The 15,842-nt window shown below is 69.8% G+C and carries 14 protein-coding genes and 1 riboswitch; of the genes, 11 read left to right on the top strand and 3 right to left on the bottom strand.

The genetic code is table 11. The annotated features are described in order from the left end of the window. Window positions 1–144 precede the first annotated feature (144 nt). From OG514_RS38590 to OG514_RS38545, 10 genes are all read left to right on the top strand, one after another. A complete protein-coding gene (locus tag OG514_RS38590; protein WP_266903061.1) occupies window positions 145–753 on the top strand; it encodes a CDP-alcohol phosphatidyltransferase family protein in 609 nt (202 codons plus the stop codon). Between the two features lie 116 nt (window positions 754–869). Further along, window positions 870–3,365: a mannose-1-phosphate guanyltransferase gene (locus tag OG514_RS38585; RefSeq protein WP_266903059.1), complete on the top strand. Its 2,496-nt coding sequence runs from the start codon at window positions 870–872 to the stop codon at window positions 3,363–3,365. Between the two features lie 100 nt (window positions 3,366–3,465). Beyond that, window positions 3,466–4,395, top strand: a complete 930-nt coding sequence (locus OG514_RS38580; protein WP_266903057.1) for a DUF881 domain-containing protein — start codon at window positions 3,466–3,468, stop codon at window positions 4,393–4,395. Beyond that, window positions 4,392–4,724, top strand: coding sequence for a small basic family protein (locus tag OG514_RS38575; protein ID WP_015032176.1), 333 nt, complete (start codon window positions 4,392–4,394; stop codon window positions 4,722–4,724). The genes OG514_RS38580 and OG514_RS38575 overlap by 4 nt, the downstream gene beginning before the upstream one ends. Beyond that, a complete protein-coding gene (locus OG514_RS38570) occupies window positions 4,721–5,674 on the top strand; it encodes a DUF881 domain-containing protein (RefSeq protein WP_266903052.1) in 954 nt (317 codons plus the stop codon). Before OG514_RS38575 ends, OG514_RS38570 begins: the two co-directional genes overlap by 4 nt. Before the next feature lie 81 nt (window positions 5,675–5,755). Continuing rightward, window positions 5,756–6,697 (top strand): FHA domain-containing protein, encoded by a 942-nt coding sequence (locus OG514_RS38565; RefSeq protein WP_266903095.1) that lies wholly within the window; start codon window positions 5,756–5,758, stop codon window positions 6,695–6,697. A 29-nt stretch (window positions 6,698–6,726) separates the two neighbouring features. Continuing rightward, a complete protein-coding gene (locus OG514_RS38560; RefSeq protein WP_266903050.1) occupies window positions 6,727–7,470 on the top strand; it encodes a MerR family transcriptional regulator in 744 nt (247 codons plus the stop codon). A 167-nt stretch (window positions 7,471–7,637) separates the two neighbouring features. After that, window positions 7,638–8,111: a bifunctional nuclease family protein gene (locus OG514_RS38555; RefSeq protein ID WP_015032172.1), complete on the top strand. Its 474-nt coding sequence runs from the start codon at window positions 7,638–7,640 to the stop codon at window positions 8,109–8,111. Window positions 8,112–8,303: 192 nt separating this feature from the next. Beyond that, complete coding sequence (locus OG514_RS38550; protein ID WP_266903043.1) at window positions 8,304–8,963, top strand: MerR family transcriptional regulator; 660 nt, start codon at window positions 8,304–8,306, stop codon at window positions 8,961–8,963. A gap of 98 nt (window positions 8,964–9,061) precedes the next feature. Next, window positions 9,062–10,432, top strand: coding sequence for a DNA polymerase IV (locus OG514_RS38545; RefSeq protein WP_266903041.1), 1,371 nt, complete (start codon window positions 9,062–9,064; stop codon window positions 10,430–10,432). A gap of 122 nt (window positions 10,433–10,554) precedes the next feature. Here OG514_RS38545 and OG514_RS38540 read toward each other — a convergent pair whose 3' ends face one another. Next, entirely contained in the window at window positions 10,555–10,920 is a 366-nt protein-coding gene (locus OG514_RS38540) for a PRC-barrel domain-containing protein (protein WP_266903039.1), read from the bottom strand. A gap of 112 nt (window positions 10,921–11,032) precedes the next feature. After that, window positions 11,033–11,132, top strand: a riboswitch (glycine riboswitch). Window positions 11,133–11,308: 176 nt separating this feature from the next. Here OG514_RS38540 and gcvP point away from each other — a divergent pair. After that, window positions 11,309–14,194: an aminomethyl-transferring glycine dehydrogenase gene (gcvP, locus tag OG514_RS38535; protein WP_266903037.1), complete on the top strand. Its 2,886-nt coding sequence runs from the start codon at window positions 11,309–11,311 to the stop codon at window positions 14,192–14,194. Window positions 14,195–14,303: 109 nt separating this feature from the next. Here gcvP and OG514_RS38530 read toward each other — a convergent pair whose 3' ends face one another. Both OG514_RS38530 and OG514_RS38525 read right to left on the bottom strand, forming a co-directional pair. Further along, window positions 14,304–14,510 carry a DUF5999 family protein gene (locus OG514_RS38530; RefSeq protein WP_056555545.1) on the bottom strand — a complete coding sequence of 69 codons (207 nt, stop codon included), beginning with the start codon at window positions 14,508–14,510 and terminating at the stop codon, window positions 14,304–14,306. Window positions 14,511–14,842: 332 nt separating this feature from the next. Continuing rightward, window positions 14,843–15,433: a hypothetical protein gene (locus OG514_RS38525; RefSeq protein WP_266903033.1), complete on the bottom strand. Its 591-nt coding sequence runs from the start codon at window positions 15,431–15,433 to the stop codon at window positions 14,843–14,845. Window positions 15,434–15,842 lie beyond the last annotated feature (409 nt).

The following is a 15,842-nucleotide window of genomic DNA, read 5'->3' as shown; positions in this document are numbered from 1 at the left end:
TTTTTAGCCTCAACCCCCGGACCTTGTCCGGGGGTTGAGGCATTTTTGCGTTCTGGCGTGGGCCGGCGCCCCCTGTGCACGGCAGTGTTGTGGCTGAGGGTAAGGTCAGGGGGCATCGTCCGTACGTTCCCAGGAGGCCCCCGGGTGGAGGTCCAGGAGACTCGCGTTCAGACCGACCGGGTCCTCACCATCCCCAACATTCTCAGCATGGCGCGTCTTGCCGGCGTGCCGCTGTTTCTGTGGCTGATTCTCCGTCCGGAGTTCGGCGGGCCCAACAGTGACGGCTGGGCGCTTCTCGTTCTGATGCTCAGCGGCATCAGCGACTATCTCGACGGCAAACTCGCCCGGCGCTGGAACCAGATCAGCAACCTCGGCCGGCTGCTCGATCCCGCCGCCGACCGGCTGTACATCCTGTCCACGCTCGTGGGTCTCACCTGGCGCGAGATCCTGCCGTGGTGGCTGACCGCCGCCCTGCTGGCGCGCGAGGCCATGTTGCTGGTGATGGTGGGAATCCTCCGACGGCATGGCTACCCGCCGCCGCAGGTGAACTTCCTCGGCAAAGCTGCGACATTCAACTTGATGTACGCGTTCCCGTTGCTGCTTCTCAGTGACGGAACGGGCTGGCTATCGTCACTCGCTGAAGTTTTCGGGTGGGCCTTCGCCGGATGGGGTACAACTCTGTATTGGTGGGCAGGGATCCTCTACGTGGTCCAGGTCCGTCGACTAGTGAAGGCGGATACCGCGGCCGATTGAGCCCGTCCGTCCTCTGCCGAGCAGCGTCGCCGGCAACAACGAGGACGTCCGAGGGCCACTGAACGGACAGGTGAAGTCGGCAGGACCGTCGTCTCTTCAAGGAGGACGCTTCCGACATGAAGGCCGTCGTGATGGCCGGTGGCGAAGGAACCCGCCTTCGCCCCATGACCTCGAGCATGCCCAAGCCTCTACTGCCGGTGGTGAACCGGCCGATCATGGAGCACGTCCTACGACTGCTCAAGAGGCACGGTCTCAACGAGACCGTCGTCACCGTGCAGTTTCTCGCCTCACTCGTCAGGAACTACTTCGGCGACGGTGAGGAGCTCGGGATGGAGCTCACGTATGCCAACGAGGAGAAGCCACTCGGTACAGCGGGAAGTGTGAAGAACGCAGAGGAAGCGTTGAAGGACGACGCCTTTCTCGTGATCTCGGGGGACGCTCTCACCGATTTCGATCTCACCGATCTCATCGCCTTCCACAAGGAGAAGGGCGCCCTCGTCACGGTCTGTCTCACCCGGGTGCCGAATCCACTGGAATTCGGCATCACGATCGTCGACGAAGAGGGCCAGGTCGAGCGCTTCCTGGAGAAGCCCACCTGGGGCCAGGTCTTCTCGGACACCGTGAACACGGGCATCTATGTGATGGAGCCCGAGGTATTCGACTACGTCGAGGCCGACGTTCCGGTCGACTGGTCGGGTGATGTCTTTCCTCAGTTGATGAAGGAGGGCAAGCCGATCTACGGCTATGTCGCCGAGGGCTACTGGGAGGACGTCGGCACCCACGAGAGTTATGTGAAGGCCCAGGCGGACGTCCTGGAAGGCAAGGTCCAGGTCGACATCGACGGCTTCGAGATCTCGCCCGGCGTGTGGGTCGCCGAAGGCGCCGAGGTGCACCACGACGCCGTGCTGCGCGGGCCCCTCTACATCGGTGACTACGCCAAGGTCGAGGCCGACGCCGAGATCCGTGAGCACACCGTCATCGGCTCGAACGTCGTCGTGAAGAGCGGTGCCTTCCTCCACAAGGCCGTCGTCCACGACAACGTCTACATCGGGCCGCAGAGCAATCTGCGTGGCTGTGTGATCGGCAAGAACACCGACATCATGCGGGCCGCCCGGATCGAGGACGGAGCCGTCATCGGGGACGAGTGCCTGGTCGGTGAGGAATCGATCGTGCAGGGCAACGTCCGGGTCTATCCGTTCAAGACGATCGAGGCCGGCGCCTTCGTCAACACCTCGGTCATCTGGGAGTCCCGTGGCCAGGCCCATCTCTTCGGGGCGCGCGGGGTCTCCGGCATCCTCAACGTGGAGATCACCCCTGAGCTGGCCGTCCGGCTGGCGGGGGCGTACGCCACGACCCTGAAGAAGGGCGCGACCGTCACCACGGCGCGTGACCACTCCCGGGGTGCGCGGGCGCTGAAACGGGCGGTGATCTCGGCGCTGCAGGCCAGCGCCATCAACGTACGGGACCTGGAGAACGTCCCGCTGCCGGTCGCGCGGCAGCAGACCGCGCGGGGAAGCGCCGGCGGCATCATGGTGCGGACCTCGCCAGGGGTGCCCGACTCCGTGGACATCATGTTCTTCGACGAACGCGGGGCGGACCTCTCGCAGGGCGGGCAGCGCAAGCTCGACCGGGTGTTCGCGCGGCAGGAGTACCGGCGGGCCTTCCCCGGGGAGATCGGTGACCTCTCCTTCCCGGCGAGCGTCTTCGACTCGTACACCGGCTCGCTGCTGAGGAACGTCGACACCTCCGGGATCGCGGAAGCGGGCCTGAAGGTGGTCGTGGACGCGTCCAACGGCAGTGCCGGGCTCGTCCTGCCCAGCCTCCTCGGGCGGCTCCAGGTCGACTCGCTGACGATCAACCCCGGGCTCGACGAGTCCAGACCCACCGAGTCGGCCGAGAGCCGGCGGGCCGGGCTCGTACGGCTCGGGGAGATCGTGGCATCGGCGCGGGCCGCGTTCGGAGTGCGGTTCGACCCCGTCGGCGAACGGCTCTCGCTCGTGGACGAGCGAGGGCGGATCATCGAGGACGACCGGGCGCTCCTGGTGATGCTCGACCTGGTGGCCGCCGAGCGGCGGTCCGGGCGGGTCGCGCTGCCGGTCACCACGACGCGTATCGCCGAGCAGGTCGCCGCGTACCACGGCACGCAGGTGGAGTGGACGACGACCTCGCCGGACGACCTCACGAGGGTCGGGCGCGAGGAGTCGACGATCTTCGGCGGCGACGGGCGCGGCGGGTTCATCGTGCCCGAGTTCAGCAGTGTCTTCGACGGCGCGGCCGCCTTCGTGCGGCTGATCGGTCTCGTCGCGCGGACACAGCTCACGCTGAGCCAGATCGATGCGCGGATTCCGCGGGCGCACGTCCTCAAGAAGGACATCGCGACGCCGTGGGCCGTGAAGGGTCTGGTGATGCGCCGGGTGGTGGAGGCTGCGGGCAGCCGCTCCGTGGACACCACCGACGGCGTGCGGGTGGTCGAGGCCGACGGGCGGTGGGTGATGGTGCTGCCCGACCCCGCCGAGGCCGTCACCCATCTGTGGGCCGAGGGTCCCGACGACGCCTCCGCGCAGGCCCTGCTCGACGAGTGGGCCGCGGTGGTCGACAGCGCAGGTAGCTGAGCGGATCGGACCGGTCGGCGGGGAGTGCCCCCAGGGGGCCTTCCCGCCTGCCGGAGGGGCCATTCGGCGGTAAGCCGTGCGACGTGCGACGATGTGCGGCATGTCGCAGCAGCCCCCCGTTCGGAGCACCGGATCACCGCCGCCGCGTCCGGACGCGTCCATGTCGCTGCTGAACAACGTGATCGATCACGCGCTCGACGACGGCTACGCGGAGGCGACCGCCCGGCGAGCGGCGGAAGGCGGTGGGCTGCCCCGCAGCCTGCGGGCCAAGCTGGGTGTCGCCGCCGGCCTGGTGCTCGCGGCCGCCGTCGTGACCGTCGGTGCGGCCGAGGCCCGGATCTCCGCGCCCGTCGTCGCCAAGGAGCGGCAGGAACTGATCGACCGGATCGAGGCGGAGACGTCCTCGGCCGATCAGCTGGAACAGGACGTCGAGCGGATCCGGTCCGAGGTCGGCGAACGCCAGCGGCAGGCGCTCCAGCAGCACGGCGGTGACCAGGCCGAGCTCGTGGCACTGTTGTCGGGCGCGACGCCCGTGCACGGTCCAGGGGTGAAGCTCGTCGTCAACGACGCCAAGGAAGCCGACACCGGGGGCGGCGGGCCGCGGGAGAGCAGCGGCTTCTCCGACACGGGCCGGGTACGCGACCGGGACATGCAGCGCATCGTCAACGGGCTCTGGGAGTCCGGCGCCGAGGCCGTCGCCATCAACGGGCAGCGGCTGACATCGCTCTCCGCGATCCGGGCCGCCGGCGACGCCATACTGGTCGACAACAAGCCGCTGGTGCCGCCGTACACCATCCTCGCGATCGGGGACGGGCAGCGGCTGAGCACCGCGTTCCAGGACAGCGCCGACGGGCAGTATCTGCACGCGCTGGTGGAGAACTTCGGGATCAGGAGCGGGATCACGGCCGAGGGCGACGTACGCCTGCCGGCCGCGCCGAGCCTGACCGTACGTACCGCAGAGCCGAGGGGGGCCGGGGCGGCGACGCCGTCCGGTCGGGCCACGGCCGACACAGGGAAGGGCACATCGTGATCGCCGTACTGGGCCTGATCGTCGGAGTCGTGGTCGGGCTGTTGGTCCGACCCGAAGTTCCGGCGGTGGTCGAGCCCTATCTTCCGATCGCCGTGGTCGCCGCCCTCGACGCGGTCTTCGGCGGCCTGCGGGCCATGCTCGACGGCATCTTCGTCGACAAGGTGTTCGTGGTCTCGTTCCTGTCGAACGTGGTCGTGGCCGCGCTGATCGTCTTCCTCGGCGACAAGCTGGGCGTGGGCGCGCAGCTGTCGACCGGTGTGGTGGTCGTGCTCGGCATCCGGATCTTCTCCAACGCGGCCGCCATCCGGCGCCATGTCTTCCGGGCGTGAGGCCGATGAGCGAGAACCCTGAGAACCCTGAGAACTCCGAGAACGAGCGGGAGCCCGGGAGCGTCGGGAAGCCGGAGAGCGCCGACGAGGACATGAACGCCGGCAAGGACGCCGGCGACGGTACGGCGGCGGAGTCCGAGACGTCCGCGGAGACCGTCCACGGCGGGACCGCGGATCACGATGTGCGGGTGCCCGTGACGCCGGCCGCCTCCGCCGCTCCGGACGCCGAGCCGAGCGGGCGCCGACGGCTGGCCTCCGCGGTGTGGCCGCCCCGGGTGAGCCGGGCCCAACTCATCGTCGCGCTGCTGCTGTTCGTCCTCGGTCTCGGCCTGGCCATCCAGGTCTCCTCGACCAGTGACAACAGCGCCCTGCGCGGGGCGCGCCAGGAGGACCTGGTGCGGATCCTGGACGAGCTCGACGACCGTACGCAGCGCCTGGAGGACGAGAAGGCGCGTCTGGAGAAGCAGCGCACCGAGCTGGAGTCCAGCTCGGACCAGGCCGAGGAGGCGCGCAAGCAGACCCAGGAGAAGGAACAGCAGCTCGGGATCCTGGCCGGCACGGTGGCCGCCGAGGGGCCGGGCATCACCCTGACCGTCGGCGATCCGACGGGGGCCGTCGAGTCGGACATGCTGCTCGACGCCATCCAGGAGCTGCGCGCCGCGGGCGCCGAGGCGATCCAGGTCAACGGTGTACGGGTGGTCGCGGACAGTTATTTCACCGGTAGCGGTGATGACATGCGAATCGATGGAACGAAGGTGGCCGCTCCGTACGTCTTCAAGGTCATCGGCAAGCCGGAGGATCTCGAGCCCGCGCTCAACATCCCCGGTGGTGTCGTGCAGACCCTGGAGAAGGAGCAGGCCACAGCCACGGTGGAGCGGTCGGCGAAGATCGTCGTCGATGCCTTGCGACCCGCGAAGCGGCCTGACTACGCTCAGTCGTCCTCGCAGTGAGAGGGGGACGAGGGGGGTCCCGCGACAAGGGCACGACGTTGCGGGGGGTCGGCGCACCACAACGGTGGTGCGTGGTGGAAACTGTCCGGAGGATACGGACGTTGTGAAGGTGTCCGGGTCGGCAGGTGTGATGGATCTCGGTTCGTCCTGCCCCACGGGCGGGTCTGTTTCGGTCAAGGGGAATCGCCCGTGAAGTTGTTTGCGAAGTTGTTCGGCAAGAGCGCACGCGAGGACGGCGGCAACGCCAGGCACCGCGCGCCGCGCCATGCCCAGAGCGAGGAGCAGGGCGGCGAGCGCCCGCTCTTCCGTGACGAGGTCGGCGGCCAGGGCGGTGACATTCCGGGCACTCAGGGCGCGTCGTCTGTTGACCCCGCCGGGGCCGCGCGCATAGGTTTCGGAGAACCATCAACCTCAAGTACGGGTGGAGGGTTTGCCTCCGATCCGTACGCGACACAGACCTCGGCGGGGCAGCCGCGGCAGGAGGATGCGTCCATGCCGGTGTGTACGAGGTGCGGTCACCGCAACGCGGCCGACAGTCGCTTCTGCTCCCACTGCGGCACGCCGCTGCGGGGCGGAGTCGCTCCGGAGCGTGCTTCCGAGACGACGTCCACGATCTCCATCTCGGGTCTCGAGGCCTATGACGCGGAGGTCACCGGCCAGACCCAGCTGCCCTCGCTCTCTCCCGAGGCGCTGGCGGCCGTCGAGGCACTGCCGTCCGGTTCCGCGCTCCTCGTGGTGCGCCGCGGGCCGAACTCCGGCAGCCGGTTCCTGCTCGACGGTGAGCTGACGACGGCCGGTCGTCACCCGCAGAGCGACATCTTCCTGGACGACTTCACGGTCTCCCGCCGCCATGTCGAGTTCCGGCGGGCCCAGGACGGCAGCTTCACCGTCGCGGATGTCGGGAGCCTCAACGGCACGTACGTCAACCGTGAGCCGATCGACTCGGTCGTTCTGTCCAACGGCGACGAGGTGCAGATCGGTAAGTACCGCCTGGTCTTCTACTCGAGCCAGCGGGGCGTGTAACGCCTCGGAGAAGCCTTCAGGGAAGGTCCATGCTGCGAACACCGACGGGCGGTGCCGGATCCGGCACCGCCACCGCGGGCGACCGGCTGGTCAGCATCGGCACGGTGCTGAACCAGCTGCGCGACGAATTTCCCGAAGTGACCATCTCCAAGATCCGGTTCCTGGAGGCCGAGGGGCTTGTGGAGCCCCGGCGTACGGCCTCCGGGTACCGGAAGTTCAGCCCGCAGGATGTCGAGCGGCTCGCTCAGATCCTGCGGATGCAGCGGGACCACTACCTTCCGCTGAAGGTCATCCGCGAGCACCTCGATGCCCTCGCCAGGGGCGAGGAGATCAAGCTCCCGGCCCCCGGGCGCCGGCGGGACCTCATCGAGGGCGCCTGGGAGCAGGACGCCGAGCCGCCCACCGCCACGCGGATCGGGCGGGCCGAACTGCTGGCCGCGGCCGAGGTGACCGAGACCGAACTCGTCGAGTGGGAGTCCTACGGTCTGATCTCCGAGACGGAGGCCGGCGGCTACGACGCCGAGACCGTCACCGTCGCGCGGCTCGTCGCGGATTTGGGGCGGTTCGGTCTGGAACCCCGGCATCTGCGGGCCGTCAAGGCCGCCGCGGACCGGGAGGCGGGTCTGATCGAGCAAGTCGTCGCGCCGTTGCGCCGGCACCGTAATCCGCAGACCAGGGCGCATGCGGAGGCCACCGCGCAGGAGCTCGCGGCGCAGTCGGTGCGGCTGCACGCCGCCCTCGTACAGACCGCTCTGGGGATTCGGCTCCAGTGAGCCGTCGAGTCGCTGAGCCACTGGGACCGGCGAGCTCGTGAGCGACCTCGGAGGGCTTCCGGGGCGGGGTCCGGTGGGGCTTCGGCGCGGGCTTTGGTGAGGGCTCGGGGACCGGCTTGGGAGGGCCCGACTATCCAAACCGGTCGGGCACGTCCTAGGGTTGCTGTGTGAACGAGCTCGACGTTGTGGGTGTCCGGGTGGAAATGCCCTCCAACCAGCCGATCGTGCTCCTGCGTGAAGTGGGAGGCGATCGGTACCTCCCCATCTGGATCGGACCGGGGGAGGCGACCGCGATCGCCTTCGCCCAGCAGGGGATGGCGCCGCCGCGGCCGCTGACGCACGACCTGTTCAAGGACGTGCTGGAAGCCGTGGGACAGGAACTCACCGAAGTCCGCATCACGGATCTGCGTGACGGGGTCTTCTACGCCGAGCTGGTCTTCGCCAGCGGCGTCGAGGTGAGCGCGCGGCCTTCGGACGCGATAGCACTGGCCCTTCGGACCGGAACGCCGATCTACGGCAGTGACGGTGTGCTGGACGACGCCGGCATCGCGATTCCGGACGAGCAGGAGGACGAGGTGGAGAAGTTCCGCGAGTTCCTCGACCAGATCTCACCGGAGGATTTCGGGACCAACAGTCAGTGAGTCGACGCGGCGCGGCCGCAGGCCGTTCGCGGGGTGCTGTCAGAGCATTCGAGTAGCCTTTCCCCGACGAGAGAGACGGGAAACCACTCTCAGGGTGATTATCACTCGGCGTGCCGAGTGTGGCGATCGTTGACGCACCCCGAGTGACTGCCTACCTTCGTGTGGGCAGGTCAAGGACGGAGGGTCGGCGTGATGAGCAGCGCGGACGGTACGGCAGGGAGCTCGCTCGGACGCGTGTCCGGAGAGAGCGGTCCGTATCCGCTTCACGGCAGTGTGGGCGACTTCGGTGCGGACGCCGGTGCGGGGAGCGGGACGGGGCCTTCGGGCGTCTCGGGTGCCGGTCCCGGCACGGCGGGCGAGGTGGTCGGCTACCGCGGTCCCACGGCTTGTGCGGCGGCCGGGATCACCTATCGCCAGTTGGACTACTGGGCGCGTACGGGGCTCGTGGAGCCGAGCGTGCGGCCCGCGTACGGGTCGGGGACCCAGCGGCTCTACAGCTTCCGCGACGTCGTCGTGCTGAAGATCGTCAAGCGCTTCCTCGACACCGGGGTGGCGCTCCAGAACATCCGGGCCGCAGTGCAGCACCTGCGCGCGCGGGGCTTCCGCGATCTGGAGCGGATGACGCTCATGAGCGACGGTGCCACGGTGTACGAGTGCTCCTCGCCGGACGAGGTCGTCGATCTCCTCCAGGGCGGACAAGGCGTCTTCGGCATCGCCGTCGGCGTGGTCTGGCGGGACGTCGAGGCGGCGCTCTCGCAGCTGCACGGGGAGCGGGTCGACACGGGCGAGACGCTCGTGGGGCACAACCCGGGGGACGAGCTCGCGCGAAGGCGGCGGGACAAGGCGGTCTGAGGGGCGGTCGCGCCGCTGGTGCCGTTGCGCCGGTGGTGCGGTCGTGCCGTGTGTGGCGGCGGGCGTCGTTGTCAGTGGTGTGAGGCAGCATCGGACGTGTGAGAGCCGCGCCCACCATCCTGCATCTCGACATGGATGCCTTCTTCGCCGCCGCCGAGCAGGCGTCGAAGCCCAGCCTGCGCGGAAAACCTGTGATCGTCGGGGGCCTCGGCCCGCGGGGCGTGGTCGCCACCGCCTCGTACGAGGCACGCCGCTTCGGAGTGCATTCGGCCATGCCCATGGGCCAGGCGCGGCGGCTCGCGCCGAACGCGGCCTACCTCGTGCCCCGCTTCTCCTTCTACCGCTCGATCAGCGAGCAGGTCATGGAGCTGCTGGGGCGGCTCTCCCCGCTCGTGGAGCCGCTCAGCCTCGACGAGGCCTTCGTGGACCTGGAGGCCGGCGGCGTGGCCGACGACAGTGCGAGCGCGCGCGTGGCCGGGGAGCGGCTGCGGGTCGACATCCTCGCGACGGCGGGACTCACCGGGTCCGTGGGGCTCGCCGGGTCCAAGATGATCGCGAAGATCGCCTCCGAGGAGGCCAAACCCGACGGGCTCGTCCTGATCGAGCCCGGGACCGAGCGGGAGCTCCTCGGACCGCGCTCGGTGCGGATTCTGCCCGGCGTCGGCCCGGCCACCGGGGAGCATCTCAGGCGGGCCGGGATGACCACCGTGTCCGATCTCGCGGAAGCGGGCGAGGACGAGCTCGTACGGCTCCTCGGACGGGCGCACGGGGCCTCGCTGTACCTGATGGCCCAGGGGTACGACGATCGGCCCGTGGTGGCCGAGAGGGACGCCAAATCGGTGTCGGTCGAGGACACCTTCGACGTGGACCTGCACGACCGGGTGCGGATCAGGGTCGAGGTGGAGCGGCTCGCGGAGCGGTGCGTGGGGAGGCTGCGGGCCTCCGGGCACTCCGGGCGGACGATCGTGCTGAAGGTGCGGCGGTACGACTTCTCGACGCTCACGCGGTCCGAGACGCTCCGGGGGCCCACGGACGATCCGGGTGTGGTGCGGGAGGCGGCGGGGCGGCTGCTGGAGGCGGTGGACACGACCGGGGGCGTGCGGTTGCTGGGGGTCGGCGTGAGCGGGCTCGCGGACTACACGCAGGAGGATCTGTTCGCTCAGGCGGAAGCCGGGGTCGCTGCCGCTGCCGCTGCGGAGGAGGGGGCGCCGGGTGATGCCACGGCGGCCGCGTCCGCCGTGGCCGCTGTCGAGCCCGCGGCCGAAGAGCCCGTCGAGCGGCACTGGTCGCCAGGCCACGACGTACGGCACGCGGTGTACGGGGCCGGGTGGGTCCAGGGCAGCGGGGTGGGGCGCGTCACGGTGCGGTTCGAGGAGCCGGGGTCGGAGCCGGGGCGGGTGCGGACGTTCGCGGTGGACGATCCGGAATTGGAGCCGGGGGAGGCGTTGCCGTTGGTGGGGCGGGGCTGAGTGGAGGTGCGGGTGGGCCGTGGTGCGCCCGGCCTGCGGCCGGGCCCGGGTTCCCACCCGCACCATCGTGCGAGCGCTTGGGCAGAGGTGCGGGCCTGCTGCTACCCGCGCCGCTCCTGTCGCTACTGGCCTGCCAGGTGGCCGAAGTCCGTGTCCGGGGTGTCCGTGGGGGGCGGGGGGAGGGCGAGGCTGTAGTGGCGGTAGAGCTGCAGTTCCTGCTCCGGGGAGAGGTGGCGGCCCACGCCGAAGTCGGGGGCGTCCTTGATGAGGGCGCGTTCGTACGGGATGTGGAGGCGGTCCTCGACCAGTTCGCTCGGCTCCAGCGGGACGAACGCGTCCCGGCTGAAGAGGCCGGTGCGGACCGCCGCCCATTCCGGGATGCCGGTCGCGTCGTCCAGGTACACCTCGTCCACGGTTCCGATCTTGTGCCCGTTCCGGTCGTACGCCTTGCGGCCTATCAGGCTGCGCGGATCGATATCGGTCTGCACGGTCCCTCCAACTGGTCGCAACTGCTCTACACCCTACGAAAGTGCACATCTGGGATGTCGGCCACTTGAGCGATGGGAGCCGCAACCTCGCTGGTAGGCTGGCTGTGGCTGTCGACCCTGTGCGGGAGAGTCCCCCGGAGAAACCTTCCGGAGGGCGCCGAAGGAGCAAATCCTCCCCGGAATCTCTCAGGCCCCTGTACCGCGCGGACGAGGTCACTCTGGAAAGCAGAGCGGTGTCCACGGCATGCGCTCTCACCGACGGTGAAAGCCGGCGTGCCGCGAGGCGTGCCGGTGAAACTCTCAGGTTGAGATGACAGAGGGGGAGGCCGTCCGGGTACCCGCGCCGTGGTGCCCCTCGCAGGTCGTGACGACCAGGAGGCCTCCGTACATGACCGCCAACCGCATTCCGCTCTCCGAACTCGAACAGGGCATCCCGTTCGAGCAGCGGCACATCGGGCCCGACGCCGAGGCGCGCGCCAAGATGCTCGCCCAGGTCGGTTACGGCTCCCTCGACGAGCTCACGGCCGCCGCGGTGCCGGACGTCATCAAGAACACCGAGGCGCTGAGCCTGCCGTCCGCGCGCACGGAGGCCGAGGTGCTCGCCGAGCTCCGCACGCTCGCCGACCGCAACCAGGTCCTCGCGCCCATGATCGGTCTCGGCTACTACGGGACCTTCACCCCGCCGGTGATCCTGCGGAACGTGATGGAGAACCCCGCCTGGTACACGGCGTACACGCCGTACCAGCCGGAGATCTCGCAGGGGCGCCTGGAGGCGCTGCTGAACTTCCAGACCGTGGTCGCCGACCTGACCGGGCTGCCGACCTCCGGTGCCTCCCTGCTCGACGAGGGCACCGCGGCCGCCGAGGCCATGGCGCTCTCCCGTCGCGTCGGCAAGGTCAAGAACGGTGTCTTCCTCATCGACGCCGACGCCCTGCCGCAGACGATCGCCGTCATCGAGACCCGCGCCGAGCCGACCGGCGTCGAGGTCGTCGTCGCCGACCTCAGCGACGGCATTCCGGCCGAGATCGCCGAGCGCGGTGTCTTCGGCGTGCTCCTGCAGTACCCCGGTGCCTCCGGTGCCGTCCGCGACATCAAGCCGCTGATCGACGCCGCCCACGAGATCGGCGCGATCGTCACCGTCGCCGCCGACCTGCTCGCGCTCACCCTGCTCACCTCGCCCGGTGCGCTCGGGGCCGACATCGCCGTCGGTACGACGCAGCGCTTCGGCGTCCCCATGGGCTTCGGCGGTCCCCACGCCGGTTACATGGCCGTCCAGGACAAGCACGCCCGCTCCCTGCCCGGTCGCCTGGTGGGTGTCTCCGTCGACGCCGACGGGAACCGTGCGTACCGCCTGGCCCTGCAGACCCGCGAGCAGCACATCCGCCGCGAGAAGGCCACCAGCAACATCTGTACCGCTCAGGTGCTGCTCGCCGTCATGGCCGGCATGTACGCCGTCTACCACGGCCCCGAGGGCCTCCAGGGCATCGCGCGCCGCACCCACCGGTACGCCGCGATCCTCGCCGCCGGCCTCACCGCCGGTGGCGTGGAGCTCACCCAGGGTGAATTCTTCGACACTCTCACCGCCCGCGTGCCCGGCAAGGCCGACGAGGTCGTGGCCGCCGCCCGCGAGGCCGGCGTGAACCTCTACCGCGTCGACGCCGACCAGGTGTCCATGTCGTGCGACGAGACCACCGGGCGCGCCCAGCTCGCCGCCGTGTGGGGCGCCTTCGGCGTCACCGCCGACGTCGAGGCGCTCGACGCCGTCACCGAGGACACGCTGCCCGCCGGGCTGCTGCGCTCCGACGCGTTCATGACCCACCCGGTCTTCCACGCGCACCGCTCCGAGACGTCGATGCTGCGCTACCTGCGCAAGCTCGCCGACCGCGACTACGCGCTCGACCGCGGCATGATCCCGCTCGGTTCCTGCACGATGAAGCTGAACGCGACGACCGAGATGGAGGCGGTGACCTGGCCCGAGTTCGGTCAGATGCACCCCTTCGCCCCGGTCGAGCAGGCGCAGGGCTACGTCACGCTCATCACCGAGCTGGAGGAGCGTCTCGCCGAGGTCACCGGCTACGACAAGGTGTCGATCCAGCCGAACGCCGGTTCGCAGGGCGAGCTGGCCGGTCTGCTCGCCGTCCGCGCCTACCACCGCGCCAACGGTGACGAGCAGCGCACCGTCTGCCTCATCCCGTCCTCCGCGCACGGCACCAACGCAGCCTCCGCGGTCATGGCCGGCATGAAGGTCGTCGTCGTCAAGACCGCCGACGACGGCGAGGTCGACGCCGAGGACCTGCGCGCCAAGATCGCGCAGTACCGCGACGAGCTGTCCGTGCTGATGATCACCTACCCGTCGACGCACGGCGTCTTCGAGGAGCACGTCGCCGACATCTGCGCCGAGGTGCACGAGGCCGGCGGCCAGGTGTACGTCGACGGTGCCAACCTCAACGCGCTCGTCGGTCTGGCCAAGCCGGGCCACTTCGGCGGCGACGTCTCGCACCTGAACCTGCACAAGACCTTCTGCATCCCGCACGGCGGCGGCGGTCCGGGCGTCGGCCCGGTCGGTGTCCGCGCGCACCTCGCCCCGTACCTGCCGAACCACCCGCTCCAGCCCACCGCGGGCCCGGAGACCGGCGTCGGCCCGATCTCGGCCGCCCCGTGGGGCTCCGCGGGCATCCTGCCGATCTCGTGGTCGTACGTGCGTCTGATGGGCGGCGAGGGCCTCAAGCGCGCCACCCAGGTCGCCGTCCTCGCGGCGAACTACATCGCCAAGCGCCTGGAGCCGCACTTCCCGGTGCTCTACACCGGTCCGGCCGGTCTGGTCGCCCACGAGTGCATCGTGGACCTGCGTCCGCTGTCCAAGGCGACGGGCGTCACGGTCGACGACATCGCGAAGCGCCTGATCGACTACGGCTTCCACGCGCCGACGATGTCGTTCCCGGTGGTCGGCACGCTGATGATCGAGCCGACCGAGTCCGAGGACCTGACCGAGCTCGACCGTTTCTGCGACACGATGATCGCGATCCGGGCCGAGATCGAGAAGGTCTCCTCGGGCCAGTGGCCCGCCGACGACAACCCGCTGCACAACGCCCCGCACACCGCGGCCGCGCTGGGCGGCGAGTGGAACCACGCGTACACGCGGGACGAGGCCGTCTTCCCGGCCGGGGTCTCGGCCGCCGACAAGTACTGGCCGCCGGTGCGCCGCATCGACGGTGCCTTCGGCGACCGGAACCTGGTCTGCTCCTGCCCGCCGATGGACGAGTACGACCACTGAGCACGAGGGCGGTCGGGTACGGCCGCTGAGCATGGTGCGAGGGCCGGTTCGGAGATTCTCTCCGGGCCGGCCCTCGGCGTTTCCCTCGTGCGGTGCCGATGCCGCGCCCTCAGGCGGCGGTCGTCACCCGGCCCGTCGTCAGCGGCCGATGCGGGGCGATGATCTGCCCGTCCGGCAGCAGTTCACCGGTGTCCTCGAAGAGCAGGACGCCGTTGCACAGCAGGCTCCAGCCCTGTTCCGGGTGATGTGCCGTCAGTCGGGCCGCCTCCCGGTCGGCGGAGTCGGCGGTGGGACAGGCAGGCTGGTGCTGGCACATGGGTGGGTTCTCTCGCTGCGTCGTAGTGGATGTCCTGCGGCTGTTCGCGCTCATCGCCGCCCCCGTCGGTCGGTTCGGTTCCGATCCCAGTCTTGCCCCATGGACGCTCTTCCGCAGGGATTTCGCGGCAGCTCGTCCTTTCCTGGGAAGACGCATCACCCGCAGGGGCGGTTCAGGTCAACTGCACCGTCTCTTCGGGTGGTTCGGGATGGTCCCAGCGGGCTAGTCCGTACGGGAGGGGTGTTCGGACGGAGCGTTCGGGCGCACTGCTCGGACAGCAGTGCGCCCCGTGACCCGGGCGGGTCACGGGGCGGCGACGTTCGCGCGGTGGATCAGGCGGGCGCCGCCGAGCCCAGGAGGGGCGGCGGCGCGAGGCGCGTACTGAGCACGGGCAGGAGGTCGGCGACCTGGTACGGGCGGTGGGCCGCGATTCCCGGCGGGGCGGGGGCCAGTGGCACCATCAGATCCGCGGCGGCCGGGGTGGTGGTGGCGCCGTCCGCCTCCGGTTCGGCGTGCAGCCAGAGGGTCAGCATGTAGAGCTCCGGTACGGAGAGCAGCCGGGGCTGGTACGGGCCTGGCAGCGCCTCGGCCTGGAGCAGCGCCTGCTCCGTGGCGGTGACGTACGGCCCCTCGAAGAAGTGCGAGAAGGACCAGCCGTCCGGGGTCAGCATGGTGTCCGCGGCGGCGATCGCCCGGCCCCCGTTCCTGATCAGGAAACGCCAGCCGGCGAGGCGGGTGCGGGGTGCCTGCCCGGGTGTCCCGGCGACGCCGAGGACATGCACGGGCAGGGGGAGTTCGGGGCTCAGTGGTCCCTGCGCGGCCCGCAGGGCGGGAGTTCGTGCCTCGCGGACGGCGGTCGGGGAACCGAGGGCCGCGAGGACGCTGCGGAGGGCCGGCGCAGGGGCCGGGGAGGGTCGGAGCATGGTGGGTCGCCTCTCGCTCAGGAGACACGGTGATGCGTGGGCAGGTACGACGGCGCTGTCGGCGGCGGGGCCAGAGGAGGGCCAAGGGACCATGGCCGGGCGCCAACACTCTGCCTCGTCCGCGGAGTTTATACGACACGTGTTCACAGAGTGTTTCCGCTAGACGCCGCCGATATTCCTGACAAGGCGTCATCAAGCCTTAAAGCAAGGGCCGTAGAAGCGGAATCACGTGGTGCCGGGGCTCCCACCTGCGTATTCCTCTCAGAGGTGTACGGCTGAATTCACACCCCCGGTTACGGGACAATAGGACATTGGTATATGTCGCTTGTTCCATGCCTTCGGGATGTGACGGTGGGGCGCAGCATCCAGCCTATCCTCCGACAGCCCTCCTTCGCAGGCGTTGTGGATC

It is taken from the genome of Streptomyces sp. NBC_00572, from assembly GCF_026341815.1.
Lineage (GTDB): Bacteria > Actinomycetota > Actinomycetes > Streptomycetales > Streptomycetaceae > Streptomyces.
The sequence above is the reverse complement of the archived record's forward strand: the minus strand, read 5'-3'. Positions and strand labels throughout refer to the sequence as shown.